The organism is Pengzhenrongella phosphoraccumulans, from assembly GCF_045689905.1.
Taxonomy (GTDB): Bacteria; Actinomycetota; Actinomycetes; order Actinomycetales; family Cellulomonadaceae; genus Pengzhenrongella; species Pengzhenrongella phosphoraccumulans.
Map to the genome: position 1 here is coordinate 2,351,934 of NZ_CP144210.1, position 17,060 is coordinate 2,368,993.

General features: G+C 74.6%; 8 protein-coding genes. All 8 read right to left on the reverse strand.

Going from position 1 to position 17,060, the window contains the following annotated elements:
• Positions 1-11: 11 nt before the first annotated feature.
• On the reverse strand, positions 12-1,541 hold the full coding sequence (locus VTA80_RS10835; protein ID WP_407345509.1) for a hypothetical protein: 1,530 nt from the start codon (positions 1,539-1,541) through the stop codon (positions 12-14).
• Positions 1,538-5,719 carry a hypothetical protein gene (locus VTA80_RS10840; protein ID WP_407345510.1) on the reverse strand — a complete coding sequence of 1,394 codons (4,182 nt, stop codon included), beginning with the start codon at positions 5,717-5,719 and terminating at the stop codon, positions 1,538-1,540. The genes VTA80_RS10835 and VTA80_RS10840 overlap by 4 nt, the downstream gene beginning before the upstream one ends.
• 49 nt (positions 5,720-5,768) lie before the next feature.
• Positions 5,769-8,291, reverse strand: coding sequence for a hypothetical protein (locus VTA80_RS10845; RefSeq protein ID WP_407345511.1), 2,523 nt, complete (start codon positions 8,289-8,291; stop codon positions 5,769-5,771).
• Positions 8,291-10,513, reverse strand: a complete 2,223-nt coding sequence (locus tag VTA80_RS10850; protein WP_407345512.1) for a DUF6603 domain-containing protein — start codon at positions 10,511-10,513, stop codon at positions 8,291-8,293. The genes VTA80_RS10845 and VTA80_RS10850 overlap by 1 nt, the downstream gene beginning before the upstream one ends.
• A 200-nt stretch (positions 10,514-10,713) precedes the next feature.
• On the reverse strand, positions 10,714-13,203 hold the full coding sequence (locus tag VTA80_RS10855) for a GH36-type glycosyl hydrolase domain-containing protein (protein ID WP_407345513.1): 2,490 nt from the start codon (positions 13,201-13,203) through the stop codon (positions 10,714-10,716).
• 185 nt (positions 13,204-13,388) lie between these two features.
• Positions 13,389-13,817 carry a pyridoxamine 5'-phosphate oxidase family protein gene (locus tag VTA80_RS10860; protein ID WP_407345514.1) on the reverse strand — a complete coding sequence of 143 codons (429 nt, stop codon included), beginning with the start codon at positions 13,815-13,817 and terminating at the stop codon, positions 13,389-13,391.
• A 143-nt stretch (positions 13,818-13,960) separates the two neighbouring features.
• A complete protein-coding gene (locus VTA80_RS10865) occupies positions 13,961-15,100 on the reverse strand; it encodes a GNAT family N-acetyltransferase (RefSeq protein ID WP_407345515.1) in 1,140 nt (379 codons plus the stop codon).
• A gap of 32 nt (positions 15,101-15,132) precedes the next feature.
• Entirely contained in the window at positions 15,133-17,055 is a 1,923-nt protein-coding gene (locus VTA80_RS10870; RefSeq protein ID WP_407345516.1) for a bifunctional metallophosphatase/5'-nucleotidase, read from the reverse strand.
• Between the last annotated feature and the right edge of the window lie 5 nt (positions 17,056-17,060).

The following is a 17,060-nucleotide window of genomic DNA, read 5'->3' on the forward strand; positions in this document are numbered from 1 at the left end:
CCGGCGCGGTCTCAGTCCGGCTCAGACTCCCGCAGCAGATCGAACCGCAGGTGGGACACCGGTCCGGACAGCAGCGGGACCCGGCGTCGTTGGCGCCACAGGACGCCGCGACCGTCGGTGCCCCGCGCGAGCGCGAACCGGCGCTCGAGCCGCAGCCCCTGGTTCGGCACCGCGCTCGCGGCCAGCTCGTGCCCCTGACCTGCCCCGATCAGCTCCGAGCGGGCCCCCGCCCGCGGGACCGGTGGGCTCTGGCCAAGGTCGGCGACCAGACCCTGGACAAACACCCGTCGCGCCGGCGCCGCGCGGGTCTCGATCCGGTACGGGTGCCAGTGCTCGGGCAGCGTGGTCGACGGCTGATAGGTGAACTGCCGGGTGCCGGTGCGGCGGGTCTCGAGCAGGGCCGCCGTCGCGTCGGCCGAGAACGCGAGGTCGAGCCCGTCGGCGCGCAGCTCGACGGCCCACAGCACGTTGGCGTCCTCGTCCACGCCGAGCAGCACGTCGTCGATCGCTGGCCCCGACAGGGGCGTGGTCGCCGCCGGCCACACCACGAGCGAGGACCGGTCCAGGCCCCGGGTCCGGAACAGGGACCACGGGCCGTTCGCCTCGTCGGGGCCGGCCGGGGGATCCTCGTCGCCGGGCGGGATCGACAGGTCCCACCAGTCGTCGAACCCGTCCTTCACGCGCAGCCCGGCCAGGCTGACGACGACGCCCGAGCTCGGCGGGACGGCTCCGTCCCCTTGCGCGGGGGCGGGGGACGGCACGGGCACGGTGAACCAGTCGTTGGCGTGGTCGGCGATCAGCTCGATCAGCAGCGCCGTGGCGAGGTGGGCCCGATCGGGCGGGAACCCGCCGATGTCTACGGCCGAGTCCTCCAGCTGCCACCACCGGGGCGCGGGTGCGCCGGGGTACTGCAGCCGGGACGGGATCACCTGCCGCACCGCGAACGCGGGGGCGGGCAGCGGGCCGGCGGCGTCGGCGGTGTACCAGTCCACGTCGCCGCCGTCGTGCCCGGCGATGGTCAGGGCCGTGCCGCCGACGGGCACCTCGGCCTCGTACGTCAGCGTCTCGGCCTGCCAGAAGTCCGGCCGCTGCGTGAGCCCGGCGACCGCGGGGTCCCCGACCGGCACGAGGCCCAGCCGGTGGGCCGCCAGCCCGTCGACGAGGCCGACCAGCGTGTCGCCGTACGGGTCGGGAAGCGGGCCGAACGCGGCTGCCGCGCGCTGCTCGCCCGTCAGCCCGGCGGCGACCGCCCGGCCCACGCGGACCCGGCGCCCGATCGTCCACCAGTCGTCCGCGGACCCCTCGAGCAGCGCCTCCGCGGGCACGACGGTCGGGTCCAGCCCGGCCACCGGCTCCAGCGGGGTGTGCGCGACCTGCATCTCGACCAGCACCGGCGACGACGCGTCCTCGCCGGCATGCTCGCCGACCTGCCACTGCCGCCCGAGCAGCCACAGGGGGTCGGCAACCTCCGCGGCAAAGCCCCGCTGCAGGTCGGTGTACGGCGGCACCGGCTCGAGCCGGCGGAAGTGCTCCCAGGTCATGACCGCTCCCTCAGGTCGGTGCCCGCCGGGCCGCTGGCGAGCACCATCGACGTCGGGACGGCCAGGGCCCACGCGCCCAGCTGGTCCGGCTGCGCCATCCGCGCCCGAGCCAGGTCACGGGTGGACAGCACCAGGGACGGCAGCGCGTCGGCGGTGAGCGGCGTGCGCTCGTCCGGGGGGAGCGCGAGCAGCACGGCTTGCGGCGCGCGTGCCCGGGGGGCGTCGAACCCGAACGCCGCATGGGTCGTGTGCTTGGGGCTCGGGACGGTCTCCGCCCAGTCGTCGAGCAGCGCGATCCCGACCGGCGCTGCGGCCCCTGCGAGCGCTGCGGCCGGGCCGTACACGACGACGTCCCGCTGCGACGGCCCCGGGACCGTCCACAGCCGGGCCGGGTCGGTCGCGGCCGCCGCCCAGGGCGCGAGCAGCTGGTGCGCCTCCAGCCGCGCGACGGCGGGTCGCACCGCCGCGACCACCTCGAGCCAGTCCCGGTCCAGGTCCGGCCCGGGCAGCACGGCGGGGAGGGTCCCGGTGCACACCAGCGGCAGGCCCGACGTCGGCGCGAGCAGCGCGCGCAGCCGCTCGCCCAGCGTCGCGGCGTCGGCCGTGGCGTCGGAGTCGGCGCTGCCCGCGGCCGCGAGCCGGGCGGCCAGCACGACGGCGGCGTCGTCGTCGACCAGGCCCCACCGGCGGGCAGGTGCCGCGATGGGCGGGTCCGCGGTGAGCCCCGCCAGCACGTCGGCGGCGGCGAGCCGCAGGGTCGCGAGCCGGTCCCGCAGCTCGGTCTCGCCGGCGGCGGGGTCGCCGACCACGTCGGGCAGCCCGCGCTGGAGGTCGAGCAGCGAGCACAACCGGTCCAGGGCCACGCGGCGGCCGCCCGCCGTCCCACCGTCGGCCGGGCCGCCGAGCGCGGTCGCGGCCAGGGCGTCCAGGCGGGCCTGCGGCAGCAGCACGACGTCGGGCACGTCCAGGCCGAGATCGACCAGGCTCACCGCGGCGGGGCCGCCGTCGGGCAGACCAACATCGGGCGCAGCCCGCGTCCACGTCCAGGCCGACGCCGGCCCGGTCTCGGCTACCAGCAGCGCGCTCAGGGCGGGGTCCGCGACCGTGACCGGTGACGCCGGGTCCGCGGCGCCGATCGGCAGCGCGACCAGGACGGTCGTGCGGACGGAGAACCCCTGCCGCTGCGTGCGCAGCACCCGCAGCTCCGGCGGGGCACCGAGCCCGGCCGCAGCCTCCATCGACTCGGCCGCGGCGGCCGCGCGGCCCGACACGACGTCGTGGACGGCGTCGGCCACCAGCAGGTCGCCGTAGGTGTCCAGGACCTGGCGCAGGTCGGTGAGGTCGCCGACGCTCGCGGGCAGGGTCGCGGGGACGGCGTCGAGCACCTGCTGGCCGTCGCACACACGGCGCCCGGCCCACTCCGGGCGGGCCGGGAACCGGCGGCGCAGGTCGAGCACGGCGCCGGGGTCGCCGGCCCGCCGCTCGATCTCGCGGCCCAGCGCCTCGCTGAGGTGGATCCCGAGCCGGACGTCGCCGCCGAGCCGGGCCGCGAGCCGGGCCAGGTCGGAGCGGATGGTGAGCTGCCAGCGGGGGTCGTCGTCGTGGACGTGGTCGCGCAGGACGGCTGCGGTCAGGGCCTGGGCGTTGCCGGGGGCGTGCAGCAGCCCGGCGGAGGTGGGCGGCGTGGGGTCGACGGCGGGATCGAGGTCGTCCACCCAGCCGTAGGCGCCGATCCGGCGCGGCACGTCCCGGGCGATCAGCCGGCGCAGCCGCCGCGTGCCGACCGCCGTCACCCACGGGTCGATCCGGTGGCTGGAGGTGTCGATCACGGCGGCGACCGCGGGCGCGAGCGGGCCGCCGTCGAGCAGGGCCGCGTCGCGGGCGGCGAGCTCACGGACGGCGTCGCGCACGTCAAGGAACTGGCGCGCGATCGCCGCCGCGTTCGGGTCCGGGGGGAACTGCTCGGCGAGCCGGTCCAGGGCGTACTGCGGCAGGTCCGACACCCGGCGGCCCTGGGCGGCGTCGTCGGCGAGCCGACGGGCGTCGTCGAGCGGGGGAAGGTACTGGTGGGTCCAGCTCGCCCAGCTCTCGCCGAGGCGCGACACCTCCGCCTGGGTGAGGAGCAGGGAGTGCCGGAGCAGCCGCGCGAGCAGGGGCGGCCGATCCTCCTCCTCCCGTCCGTTGAAGGCGAGCTCCTCCCAGGACGTGCGCAGGTACGTCTCGAGGAGCTCGCGCAGGTTCTCGCCGCCGCGCACCGCCGGCTGCGCGTAGCCGAACCCCTGGTAGCGGCGCGCCGGTGCGGGTTCGACCGCGAGGGCGGCCGCGGCCATCGCCTCCCACGCGGCGAGCGTGTCCGGTGCCGGGACCCCGTTGATGATCGCGTCCAGCACGGCCACGACCTCGAGCGGCAGGAGGGCGCGGGAGCCGACCTCCCGGCTGGTGGGCACGCGGCCGATGACGTCGAGCAGGGCGTCGGCGTCGGCGCCCACCGCGGTCCCGCCGCGGGCAGCCGCCGTGGACCAGTCCGGCGCCACCTGCCCGAGCAGGACGGTGACCCCCTCCTCCCAGACGGCGTCGTGCAGCGCGGGCCGCCACGCGGCGAGGTCGACGGCGGGGAGCACCCCGTACGGCACGTCGCCGACCCGTAGGGCGGGCCACGTGCCGAGCGGGGCGAGCACCCGGGCCGCCCAGTCGCCCATCTGGTAGATCTCGGCGGCGTTCTCCACGTCCTTGAGCCATCGCTGCCAGAGCACCGGCCACAGCGCGGTGACCAGGTGCGGGACGACGTCGAGCAGCGCGGTGTCGACGTCCCCGACGCCGTCGAGCAGCGGGTCGGTCGTCAGCACCCCCGCGAGCCCGCCGGCCGTGCCGCTGCCGGCCGCCCGCGCGATCGCGAGCCACCGGGCCGGATCCCGGCCGACGTCGGCGGTGGGCTGCCCCGCGACGGTGTTCGTCGGGGTCATGGGGGCGACGAGGCCGAGGCTGCCGAGCTCGGCGTGCGCCTCGAAGACGGTGCGAGCATCGAGTTCCGCGAGGCCGGTCACGAGCAGCACGTCGAGGTGCGGGCCGTCCGGCAGCTCGACCTCGACGGCCAGACCGACCCGGACCGCCGCCGCGTACGAGGTCCACCACAGCTCGGGCAGCTCGTCCGGGCGCAGGTCGGCCAGGGCGGTGCCGAGATCGGCCTGCGCAGCGATCTCGACGAGATCCGGGTGCACCTCGCCGAGCCGGCGCAGCCCCGCGCCCGCATCGCCCCACAACGTCAGGACGTCCGGCAGCGCGGCCCGGTAGGGGGCGGCCCGCCCTCCCTGGTCGTCGTCGGCCGCCGCGGCCGGCGCGAAGCCCGCGTCCGTGGCCACGACCGGGACGCTGCGCAGCAGGTACGCCGCGCGGGCGCCGCCGACGGCTCCGGCGAGCGAGGTGAAGGCCGCGGCGCCGGCGTCGGAGGTGAGGTCGCCGGCGGCGTACGTCCAGCAGTCCGCCACGCGCTCGGCCTCCTGCCGGGACGCGGGCAGCGGGGGCCGGGCCAGGGCGACGGGGTCGGGGTGCACGCGGACGCGCAGCCGCCACGGGTCGCCCGCCGCCTCGGGCCGGCGGTAGCGGGTCTCGAGCCGCATCGGCAGCAGCACGCCGACCAGGTGGTCCGCCGCGAGCGGGTCGAGGCGCACGCGGCCGGTCTGGTCGAGGTCGAAGACGTCGTCGTCGGCGAGCGCGGCCGCCTCGACGAACGTCTGACCGTCACCGACGCGTCCGCCGTTGGCGGCGATGACGTCGAGCATGCGCTGGGCCGTGGCCAGGGTCAGGCGCGGCTGGGCGCCGAGGAACAGGCGCCGGGGGTCCGGGACGAGCTGGTCCAGCACGTCCTGGGCGTCGGTCAGGCCCTCGAGCCACCGGCACCACTCGAGGAACAGGAAGATCTCCTGGGTCCGCTCGCCGTCCAGCGCGTCCAGCTCAGCGTCGAGCGCGGCCACGCCGCGGTGGATCTCGGCCAGCTCCGCGCGCAGGTCGGTGCCGCGGTGGGCCTGCGCCCTCAGCCCGGTGTCGGCCAGCCGGTCCGGGTCGCCGACCAGCAGCCAGCCGGGCAGCGTGGCCAGCTCGGCGCCGACGGCGGCCGCCCGGGCGAGTCCGGCCGCGCGGGCGTCGCGCGCGGTCTGCCGCTCGTCGCGCCACCTGGTCATCGCAGCCCCCGTGTCATCGCAGCTTCCCGGTCATGAGACGCTCGCGCCGTCACAGCAGGTTCCCCAGGAACACGCGCACCGGCTCGGCGAAGGTGTGCTCCGCGAAGCTCGCCCCCTCGGGCGACGCGTCCGCGGCCGGGAACCGGAACCGGTAGCCCGGCGGCGGCTCCTCGAGCACCAACCAGTGGTCCGCACCCGCCGCAGGCGGGACCCCGAACCCGAAGAACACCAGGTCCGGGGTGAGCGTGCCGCTGAAGGAGGGGTAGTCGCGATGCAGCGCGGGGTTGTCGACCTCGGGCACGGCCCCCCAGGTCCCGGCGCCACCCGGGTTCGCCACCAGGTAGACCTGCGTGGCCGGGTAGCGCCGGAACAGCTCGGTGTGCAGCACCACGACGAGGTTCGCGCCGTGCGTCGGGTCGGCCAGGTGTGTGAGGTCGCCCAGCTCCGAGGCGTCCGGCCAGAGGTCGGTGTCGTCGGCGAGGGCGACGATCGGCCGGATGTCCGTGGCGACGGCGTCGTCGGCGATCGAGATGCGTTGCCAGAAGCGGCGCAGCGGCGTCCAGCGGGTCGTGATCGGCAGGTTGCGCCAGCGCAGCTCACCGAGCGTCTGCACGTTCGCGCCGACCAGGACCGCGTCCACGAACGGCGGGTTGGTCTGGACGGCGAGCACGCGGTCGGCCGGGATGTCCCCGGCGCCCGGCAGCAGCCAGTCGGGGGCGTTGTCGGCGAGGAACCGCCACAAGGGCAGGTCGATCTCGGGGGCCACGTCGGGCTCGGCGAGCAGCGGCGGGCGCAGACCGGTGATCGTGCCGAGCACCCGCTCGACGGCGACCGGTCGAGGCCCGGTGGGGTCGACCCCCGCGGCGATCGAGCCGGCGAACCCCGGCAGGTCCGGCAGCGGCGAGCACGGCACGCGCGGCCGGCGCTCGCGCACCGCATCGAGGAGGTCGTCCACGACGGCGGGGTCCGCGGCGAGCGAGCCCGCGAGCCGCTCGGCCTGGTCCTGGTTGCCGTCCAGGTCCGCGAGGACCGCGAACGCGCCGCGGCGCACGTCGGCGTTGATCGCTTCCGCCTGGGCCGGGTCAGCGACCGCCTCGGCGATCCGGGACTGGCCGTCCGGCACCCGCTGCGGCGCGGGGCAGGTGTTCGCCGCGGCGATCAGGCCCGGCAGCGACGTGGCGCCGGGCGCGGCGACCCGCGCGAGCGGCCCGCGGCGACGCAGCGTGCGCCGCGCCGCGCTGCTGAACAGCGCGGGGGCCAGCGCCGGGGTGCGGCCGGCGATCGCGCCCAGCGCGCTGCCGCCGATGTCGACCGGCATCCGGCCGAGCAGCGGGGAGAGTGTGGCGAGCCGGGCGACCGGGTCGCCCGGCAGCCGCCGGTCCCACAGCGTCCCGCTCGCGCGCAGGCCGAGGGTGAGGTGCCGGATCCGCTGGGCGGCCGCGGCGACGGCCGCCGCCTGCCGCGTCGCCCCCGCGGCGATCCGGTCCTGCCAGGCGATCGCGATCCACGCCCCGAGCCCGGCCTCGCCGCGGTGCCGCGGATCGGCCCGCAGCTGGCGGCGCCAGCCGTCCGGCACGACGTCGTCCCCGGGTGGGGGCCACTGCCAGTCCGCGCCGTCCACCGGGCCGGGGTGCCACGGCACGTCGTATCGCGGCACGGTCAGCACCCACCGCTGCCCGACGGCGATCTCGCCCGCCAGTCCCGCGATGGCGTCGCCGACCGCCGGGGGCAGCGGGTCGGTCACGGGCGGGTCGCCCGGCTCGGGCACGACGGTCAGGGCGGCGCCGGTCGCGAGGGTCGTGCCTGGCACGGGGCCGACGGCGACCTGGGCGCGCCCGAACTGGCGCTCGGCCAGCAGCTGCCGGTCGGCTCCGGTGAGCGGCTCGAGCCGCTGCGCGAGGGTCGCGAAGTCGCCCGGGTCCACGGTGGTGCGGAAGGTCCACCGGTCGAAGCAGGGGAGCGCGACGCGCGCGGTGCCGTCCGCCCAGGAGTCCGCGAGCGTGCTCGAGCCGTCGGCCGCCAGGTTCGCCTGCCAGCCGGGCACGAGCGCGGCGACGTACTCCTGTCCGGTCGTGAGCGCGCGCGGGCAGATGATCCGGGCGAACGACCGGCCCGCGACGGTGTGCACGTGCGCCCACCGGTGCGCCGCGGCCAGCGGGTGGGCCGCGAACAGCGCGGCCCCGGTGAGCTGGACCCGGCCGTCCGGGAGCGGGATGACCTCGGCCGGTGTGCCGACCACGAGGATCAGCCACGGCCGCACCGCGACCAGCCCGGCGGCGTGCGGCTGCGGCGAGTAGCGCCAGGGCAGGTCGGGCGCCGCGAGCTCGACGTGCGCCATCATCGTCGCCTCGGCGTCGACGGTGCCCGGGTGCGGGCGACGCCCGATGATCTGCCCCGCGGCGAGGTTCGCGACGTCCCCCGGCCCGGCGAGCAGGAATGACGCCGAGGCGGACACGTCCGGACCGCCGTCGTGCAGGGTGATGGGCAGGTCCGCGGCGAGGCGGGCCGTGGCCGGGGGCTGGGTGGTCAGGGCGTAGACCGCGGGCCGCTGCCAGGCGACGAAGTTGTTCATCAGACCCCCACGAGAACGATCGGCGTGGCGAGGTCGGCCGCGCTGAGCGCGAACGCGGCCGGGTCGGCGCTGACCCGAGCGGCCTGGTGGGCGCCGGTCGCGCTGGCGAACGTCGCGCCGTCGGACGTGGCGACCCAGGTCTCGGCGGCGACCGTGACCAGCGGCGCGGTCGTGGCGAGGACCGGCGTGGCGTCGCGCGCGGCGACCATCGCGAGCAGGATGCCCGGCAGCTCCAGGGCGATGCCGCCCAGCCCGAGCGCGAGCCAGCCCTCGCCGCGCACCTTGCGGAACACCTGGGGCTTCGCCGATTGCGGGCGCGCGGTCCCGGTCAGGTCCGGGCCGCCCGCGGACACGACGCCCGCGGGGAGCTGCTCGAACGCCGGGCGGTTGAGCGCCTCCGCCTGGCTGAGGGTGATGAACGATCCGGGTGCGAACAGGTCGGACGGCTCGGACGTCTGCTGCGGCACGGAGGCGGTGACCTGCTGCGCGCCGCCGAGCGGGGCGCCGTCGAGCCGGTCGATCGGGATGGTGAGCGGGACCCGCAGCTGCCGCCACTGCACCCCGCCGCGCGGCAGGACGAGGGCGAGCCGGGGTGGCACCGGGAGCGGGGCGAGCACCACGTCCCGATCGGGGCCGCCGACGGCGGTCAGCGTCTCGGGCCGCACCTCCTCGCGGGCCAGCACCTCTGCGGCGCGGGTCGGCGGCAGGGCCGGGGGACCGGAGCTGGCACCGAAGGTGAACGTCTCGTGGAAGTGGAAGTCGTGCAGGAACGTCTCCACGGTGAGCCGGCCGGAGATCGTCACCGGCCCGGGGCCGTCGAGGGTCCCGTCGAGCCGGATGCCGCCGAACGTCAGGCCGAACACCTCGACCTCGAACCCGGCCGTGACCTCCGCGTGCACGTGGAACGGCGTGAACTGGACGATCGCGTCCACCCCGAGGAACCCGTGCGCCCCGCACCCGGCGGCGTCGATCCCCGCCTCGAAATAGCCGCCGAGCTGGACGGTGTTCGACGTGACCGCGAGGTACCCCTCGGCGCGCACGTCGATGCCCGGCACGGGCAGGTCGAGGTGGAAGCCGAGCCGGCGCAGCGGGGGGATGTTCGCGGGCTCGGGCCGGAAGCCGGGGTAGAAGCCGCCGACCGACAGCACGGTGTACGCGGCCGATCCCCAGCTCTGCCGGAACGCGAGGTCGCCGTAGATCGTGAAGATGTCGAGCAGCCCGCTGTCGACCAGGCTCGCGTCGACGCTCAGCAGCTCCTGGACGAAGTCGATGACGCCGACGACGTCGACCCGCAGCTTGAGCACCGGCGGGATCCCGGCGCGCGCGATCCCGACGATGACGATCCGCTGCGGACCCGGTAGCTCGATCAGGACCGCGAGGTCGAGCGAGGCGAAGCCCTGTCCGGCGATCTCCAGCCAGGACAGCCGCAGGGTCGGGCCGGCGACCGAGGTGCCGGCGTGCGGCACGAGGATCGTCTCCAGCGTCGCGAGCGCCCGGCGCGCGCTGTCGCCCGCGTCGAGCGGGAACAGCGCCTCGCCGGCGCTGCCGTCGCGGAGCTTCGCGGCGAGCGCGGGCACGTCCACCGACCGGTTGATGCCGACCACGCCGCCGATCCGGGACAGCTGGAAGCCGAAGCCCAGCTGGATCCCGGGGGTGAACCCCGCCGCGAACACGGCCGCGAACGACGGGTCGGACCCGACCCGGCGCAGGCTGGCCAGCGCGGCGACCTCGATCGCTCCCAGGTGCAGCGCGAGCGCGCCGTGGACGCCGTCGGGCAGCACCTCGAGGGAGCCGTCGCCGACCACGGGGCCGGCGTCCAGGTGGGCGCTCAGGGAGTTCGGGGGCAGCGGGCCGATGACGATCTGCGGCGCCACGGGGGCGCGCGGGTCGGGTACGCGCAGGGTGGGGGAGGCGACGTGCAGGCCGAGCGGTCCGAACGCGACGTCGAGCCGCACGCCCTCCGGGCCGGTCCACCCCTGGCCGGCGCCGAGCTCGGGCAGGCCGGGGACGGGCACCTGCGCGAGGAGGAATGCGACGAGCCGGTCGCGCAACGCGTCGGCGGCCGCCCGCCACGCGGCGACCGCCTGGTCGAGGGTGGCCGGTGCGGCCAGGGCCGCATCGAGGCCGTCGGCGGCCGCGAGCAGGGCGGCGACGTCGGGGTTCCCGGGGCCGCCGAGCACCGCGGCAACGGCGTCGGCATACGTACGGACGGGCCCGGCCATGGGGAGCCTTTCACGCCGTTGTGAAGAAGCACGGGGGCTGTCGGGGCATCGCGCGGATGCCCGGCTTTTACCGTATTGCTGGGTCTTGTTCGCGGGCAAGGTCTCCCAGGGCCGGATTGTCGGCGCGGTGGGTCGACGCATGAGGGGCCCGTGCCCCGGATTCCTCCGGTGCACGGGCCCCTTCGTCGGGTGCGGGCGGCTCAGGCCGCGACGGTGACCTCGACCGTCACGGTCGATCCGGCGGGCGCGTAGGGGATGGTGTTCCCCTCGATCACGACGCCGTCGACGGTGAGCGTCGCGCCCTTCCCACCGCCGTTGTGGACGGTGATGACGTACATCGCGCCGCGCGCCCGGCGGCGCACCGTGAACTCCGGCACGTCCGGTCCGATGCACGGGTCGACGACCAGGCCGTCGTAGTCCGCACGCACGCCCAGCAGGTGCTGGCTGATCGCGACGAAGTTCCACGCCGCCGTGCCGGTGAGCCAGGAGTTCTTCGCCTCGCCGTGCCGGCTGGCCTCCTTGCCCGCGATCATCTGCGCGTACACGTACGGCTCGAGCTTGTGCACCTCGCTGATGTCCTCGCGGTACGCCGGGGCGATGCGCTTGTAGTAGTCGAACGCGCGCGCGCCGTTGCCCACCACGGTCTCGCCGATGATCACCCAGGGGTTGTTGTGGCAGAAGATGCCACCGTTCTCCTTGTAGCCGGGCGGGTAGGTCGAGACCTCGCCGAGCTCGATCTGGTAGCTCTGGTAGGCGGGGTACTGCAGCACCAGGCCATGGTCGGTGCCGAGCATCGTGCTGACGGACTCCAGCGCGCGCTCGGCGACGCTCGGGCCGCCGTCGGCCGGGACCTCGGTGCCGATGCCGGCCATGACCGCGAAGCCCTGCGGCTCGATCCAGATCTTGCCCTCGGGCTTGTCGTCGGTGCCGATCTTGTTACCGTAGAAGTCGTAAGCGCGCAGGAACCACTCGCCGTCCCACCCGTGCGTGAGCGTCGCCGCGCGCACCTGCGCGATGGCCGCCCGGGCCGCCTCGGCGACGTCGGGCATGCCGCGCCGCTCGGCGAGCTCGGCGTACTCCGGGCCGATGTGCACGAACATCGCGGCGATGAAGACCGACTCGGCCACCCCGCCGGACTGGTTCTCGGTGGTCTGGAACGACTCGCCAGGCGTCGTCGAGAAGCAGTTGAGGTTCAGGCAGTCGTTCCAGTCCGCGCGGCCGATCAGGGGCAGACCGTGCGGGCCGAGGTTGTTCACCGTGAACGTGAACGAGCGGGTCAGGTGCTCGAAGAGCGGGGCGGCGAGGGACTCGTCGTTGTCGAACGGCACGAGCTCGTCAAGGATCCCGAAGTCGCCGGTCTCCTTGAGGTAGGCCGCGACGCCGAGGATGAGCCACAGCGGGTCGTCGTTGAAGCCCGAGCCGATGTCGTCGTTGCCGCGCTTGGTCAGCGGCTGGTACTGGTGGTACGCCGACCCGTCGGGGAACTGCGTGGCGGCGATGTCGAGGATGCGCTCGCGGGCGCGCTCGGGGATGAGGTGCACGAAGCCGAGCAGGTCCTGGTTGGAGTCGCGGAAGCCCATCCCGCGCCCGATGCCGGTCTCGAAGTACGACGCCGACCGGGACATGTTGAACGTGACCATGCACTGGTACTGGTTCCAGATGTTGACCATCCGGTCGAGCTTGTCGTCGCCGCTGTCCACGGAGTAGCCCGAGAGCAGCTCGGTCCAGTGCGCGACCAGCGCGTCGAACGCGGCGTCGGTCTGCTCCGTGGTGGCGAACCGGGCGAGCAGCTCGTGCGCGCGGGTCTTGTTGATGACCTGCAGGGGCTTGATGCCGGCGGCCTCGTCGGCCGGGGCCCACTTCTCCTCGACCGGGTTCTCGATGTACCCGAGCACGAAGGTGTAGCTCGTGGACGCGCCGGGCTCGAGGGTGATCTCGAGGCTGTGCGAGCCGATCGGGTACCAGCCGCTGGCCACCGAGTCGGCCGACTTCCCGGCGAACGGGACGGCCGCCTCGCCGAGTGAGTTGTACGCCCCGACGAACGTGTCGCGGTCGGTGTCGAAGCCGGCCGCCTGGGCGTTGACGGCGTAGACGGCGTAGTGGTCGCGGCGCTCGCGGTACTCGGTCTTGTGGTAGATCGCGCTGCTGGTGCCGTTGAACGGCTCGACCTCGACCTCGCCGATCGAGAGGTTGCGCTGGTAGTTCGTCTGGTCGTCCTGGGCGTTCCACAGGCAGAACTCGACGAACGAGAACATGGTGACGGACTTGACCGCGTCGGAGGTGTTGGTCAGCGTGACCTTCTGGATCTCGGCGTTCTCGCCCAGCGGCACGAAGAACAGCGTCTCGACGCTCAGGCCGCCGCGCTCGCCGGTGATCCGCGAGTAGCCCAGGCCGTGCCGGCACTCGAAGTGGTCGAGCTCGGCCTTGACCGGCATCCACGACGGCGTCCACACGTCCCCGCCGTCGTTGATGTAGAAGTACCGCCCGCCGGCGTCGGCCGGGATGTTGTTGTACCGGTAGCGCGTCAGCCGCCGCATCTTGGCGTCGCGGTAGAACGAGTAGCCGCCGGACTGGTGGGACAGCAGCGAGAAGAACTGCTCGGAGCCCAGGTAGTTGATCCAGGGGTACGGGGTGTGGGGCGTCGTGATGACGTACTCGCGCGCGTCGTCATCGAAGTGGCCGTATCGCATGACTGAACCTCTCGGGTCTCTCTGCTGCTCCCCGAGTCCCGCGGGGCGGTCCGCGACTGTGCGGCGCCCGGTGCGATCGACAGGGTATGTGGGTCAAACCTAGGGTCTGGCACGACCGTAGGAGCGCTCCCACGGTCTACGAAAATCGTAGCGCAACGGCGGCTCTGCGTGGTGCTACGGGTCGGTCAGCCCCAGTACTCGGACGGCAGCGCCGGCACGACGATGCGGCGGCCGGTCATCTCGGCGGGCACCACGCGGACGTAGTGCGGCCTGCTCCCGGGCGCCCACGGCTCCACGGCGAGCTCCTCGAGCTCGAGGATCTCCTCCGGGTCCGTCACCTCGTGCAGGTGTCCGCGGATCAGCACGCTCCACCCGGTCTGGTCGCGCAGGTTGACCCCGTCGACCTCGAAGGCGGCCGGCGCGTGCCGGATGGCAGCGTCCAGCTTGCTGCCGGCGTTCGTGCGGAAGACGACCTCGCCGTCGTGCACGTCGAAGTTGACGGGCAGGATCACCGGCAGGTCGCCGTCGACGAGGGCGAGCCGGCCGAGCCGGCTCTGGCGCAGGAGACTCGTGCACTCGTCCGGGCTGATCTCGTCCCAACGCTTGTCGTGCATGACCGTCTCCTCAGTGAGATGCGGTGCCGGGCAGACCGGGCGTGTGTCGTGCCCGACTTGCTCCAGTAAGCCACAGCGGGGCGAGCCCCGCAGGGATTCTGTGCACCGTGTCACCCCGGCTGCCCGAGCATCGGAGCGATCGCTCAGCGCGGCGGTTGGTCCTCGTCCCCGGGCGCCGCCACCCGGCCGATCTCGCCACCAGGGGCGCCGACCGGCAGGTCGCGGTGCCAGGACTGGGTGATGTACGACGTGCGGAAGCCCGTCGAGGTGTACAGGTCGACGGCGCCGGTGGGGGAGTCGGCGTCGACCTCGAGCCCCACGCGATCGCGGCCGCGCTCGGCGGCGTCGACGATGACGGCCGTGAGCAGCGACCGCGCGACACCGCGCCCGCGCGCGGACCGTAGCACCCCGAGGTACGCGACGTAGCTGCCCTCGGCCGCGCCGTCCCCGCCCGGGGAGGCGGTCCCGACGAGCACGCCGGCGGTGCGCGGGGCCGCGGCGGGGTCGTCGACGAGCTCGGCGATCCACCAGTGGTCCCAGCGGTGCCCGGGGTCCTCGCGCAGCCGCAGGCTGAACTCGTCGAACGTCTCCGGGTGGTAGTTGAAGTGGTCGGTGAACGCCTCCTCGAGCACGTCGTGGACCGTGACGACGTCGAGGTGGTCGGGCTGGCCGTCGCTCTCCTGGCGGACCCGACGCACGACGACGCTCGGGTCGAGCGCGAGCTGGGCCGCCAGGTCCGCGTCCGCCGGGGTGACCGGGCGGCTCATCTGCAGCCACGTCCGCACCTGCAGGAAGCCGGTGTCCGCGAGCCAGCGCTGCTGCCGCGCGTCGTCGTCGTAGGCGCCGCTGTCGATCTGGGTGACCTCGAGCCCGCGGTCGAACGCGAGGTCCCGCGCGGCGCGCAGGGCCCAGTCGAACAGCGCGCCCGCGACCTGGTCGGCCGTGCCCGGGTCCACGCTCGGGTCCACGGTGACGGAGACGAGCACGCGACCGGCGGCCCGGTCGTAGATCGAGGCCCAGGCGCGCGCGGTCCCCGGCGCATCGCGGAGCAGCAGGTGCCGACGGTTGCGCAGGCCCACCTCGCTGAGCTCGGCCTCGACGGCTGCGAGCGGCGTCGAGGCCTTTCCGTGCGCGACCACCTCGTGGCGCTGCAGCAACGCATGCAGCTCCGCCGCGCCGTCGGGCAGCGGGGTGAGCGCGGCCCAGCCGGGCGGGAGCGCCGTGGCGGCGATCTCGGGGAAGTCGGTCGCGGGGGCGGTGGAGGAATCGTCTCGGGGCTGCACCGGACAATTCTGCCGCACGCCCCCGCGAGCGGTCAGTGCCGCCCGGGGCTGACCCCGCCGGTGACGACGATCGGCGCGCCGCCGGCCACGAGCTGCCAGTCGACGGTGAAGAACGTCGTCGGGTCGACGACCCCCTGCGCGGTCACCCAGTCGATGAGCAGCTGGCGGATCTCGACCTGCCGGTTGTAGACCACGGGCGCGTCCTTGGTGTGCGGGAAGTTCCCGCCCCCGCCCTGGCGGTAGTTGTTGATCGCCACGACGAACGTGGCCGCCGGATCGATCGGCGCGCCGGCGTAGGACAGCCCCACGATCCGCGACCCGGTCGGGTTCGCGAGGTCGATGTCGTAGCCGAGGCGCGCGTCGAGCCCGGCCATCACGTCGTAGTTGTAGTCCGGGGTGCCGTTCGGGGCGGTCGGGGTCACCGCGTTGCACACGTCGGCCGCCGCGAACGGACCCGTGGTCGTCTGGGGCTTGAAGTACTCCGCGGACTTCTCGAGGTACTCCTTGACGCCCGCGCCGGTCATCGTGACGCCGAGCAGCGTGTTGTCGTAGATGTACAGCCCGGCCACGTCGCGCACCGACACCTGACCGGCGGGGATCGCCGCGTCGGGGTTGAAGGGCGCCGCGATCGACAGCACGGGCAGGGCGGCGTCGGGCGTGCCGACGAGCGCGGCCTTGACGGTTTGCGCCTGGACGAGGTTGATGAAGTCGAGCGCCGCGGCGTCCTCGAACCGCGCCGTCGACGCCGACATGGCCGCGGTGCACGAGCCGATGACGCCGTTGACGTAGGTGCGGACCTTCTCGTGGTCGGCCCGCAGGATGCCGGCTACGACGGCGTCCTCCGGCACGGTGTTCGCGTTGAGGACCTGCGCGTGCGCGGTCGCCACGCTCCAGCGGCCGCGGGCCCAGGCGAGGTCGAGCTCGATCAGGCTCAGCCGCATGCCCCACTTGAGCGGCTCGGTGAGCAGGACCTGCTGCCCGGTCGCCGTGTTGGTCACCCAGCGCTCGGCGATCTCCGCGTGCGCGTGCCCCACGAGGATCGCGTCGATGCCGGGCACCTGCTGGGCCACGAGCGTCGAGGCGTTCTCCGGCCACGGCAGCGCGTCCCCGTACGACGAGGACGTGTCGGCCCCCGAGTGGGCCGCGATGACGACGACGTCCGCTCCCGCCGCGCGCATCTTCGGCACCCAGATCGCGGCCTGCTCGACCAGCCCGGGGAAGCTCAGCTTGCCCTCGACGTTCGCCCGGTCCCAGATCGCGATGCCCGGGTTGGTCAGGCCGAGGATGCCGACGACGACGGGGCGATGCTGGCCGAGGTCCACCTTCTTGAGGATGTACGGCTTGAAGGCCGGCCGGCCGGTCGCGTCGTCGATCGCGTTGGCGCCGAGCAGCGGGAAGTCCAGCTGCTTGGCGAAGGCGTTCAGCACGTCCAGGCCGTAGTTGAACTCGTGGTTGCCCAGCGCCGCCGCGTCGTAGCCGATCTGGTTCATGGCCGCGGCCATCGGGTGCCGCGTGTGCCTACCGACCGGCTCGATCTTGGCGAAGTAGTACGCGAGCGGCGTGCCCTGCAGGGTGTCGCCGGCATCGATCATCAGGGTCCGACGGCGACCGCGCTCGTGCCGGACCGCTGCCACGAGGGTGGCGACCTTCGCCAGCCCGATGTCGTTGTGCTTGGCGTCGTCGTACTCGGCGTCCTTGAAGTAGTCCCAGTTCAGGGCGCTGCCGTGCAGGTCGGTGGTGCCCATCACCGTCAGTCGGGACGTCGACGGGCCGGGCTTGCCTCCGTGGCCGGTCTCCGCCGCCGCGGGAGTGGCGGTGAAACCGGCGCCGGCGAGGATGCCGACCATCGCGCCGGTCATCACGGTGCGCCGCGACGGGCCGCCGCGCTGCTGGTGGTCGCTGTTCTGGTGGTCGTCGTCCTGGTGGGCAGTGTCGGGTGTGCGCTCGCTCGTCACGTGTT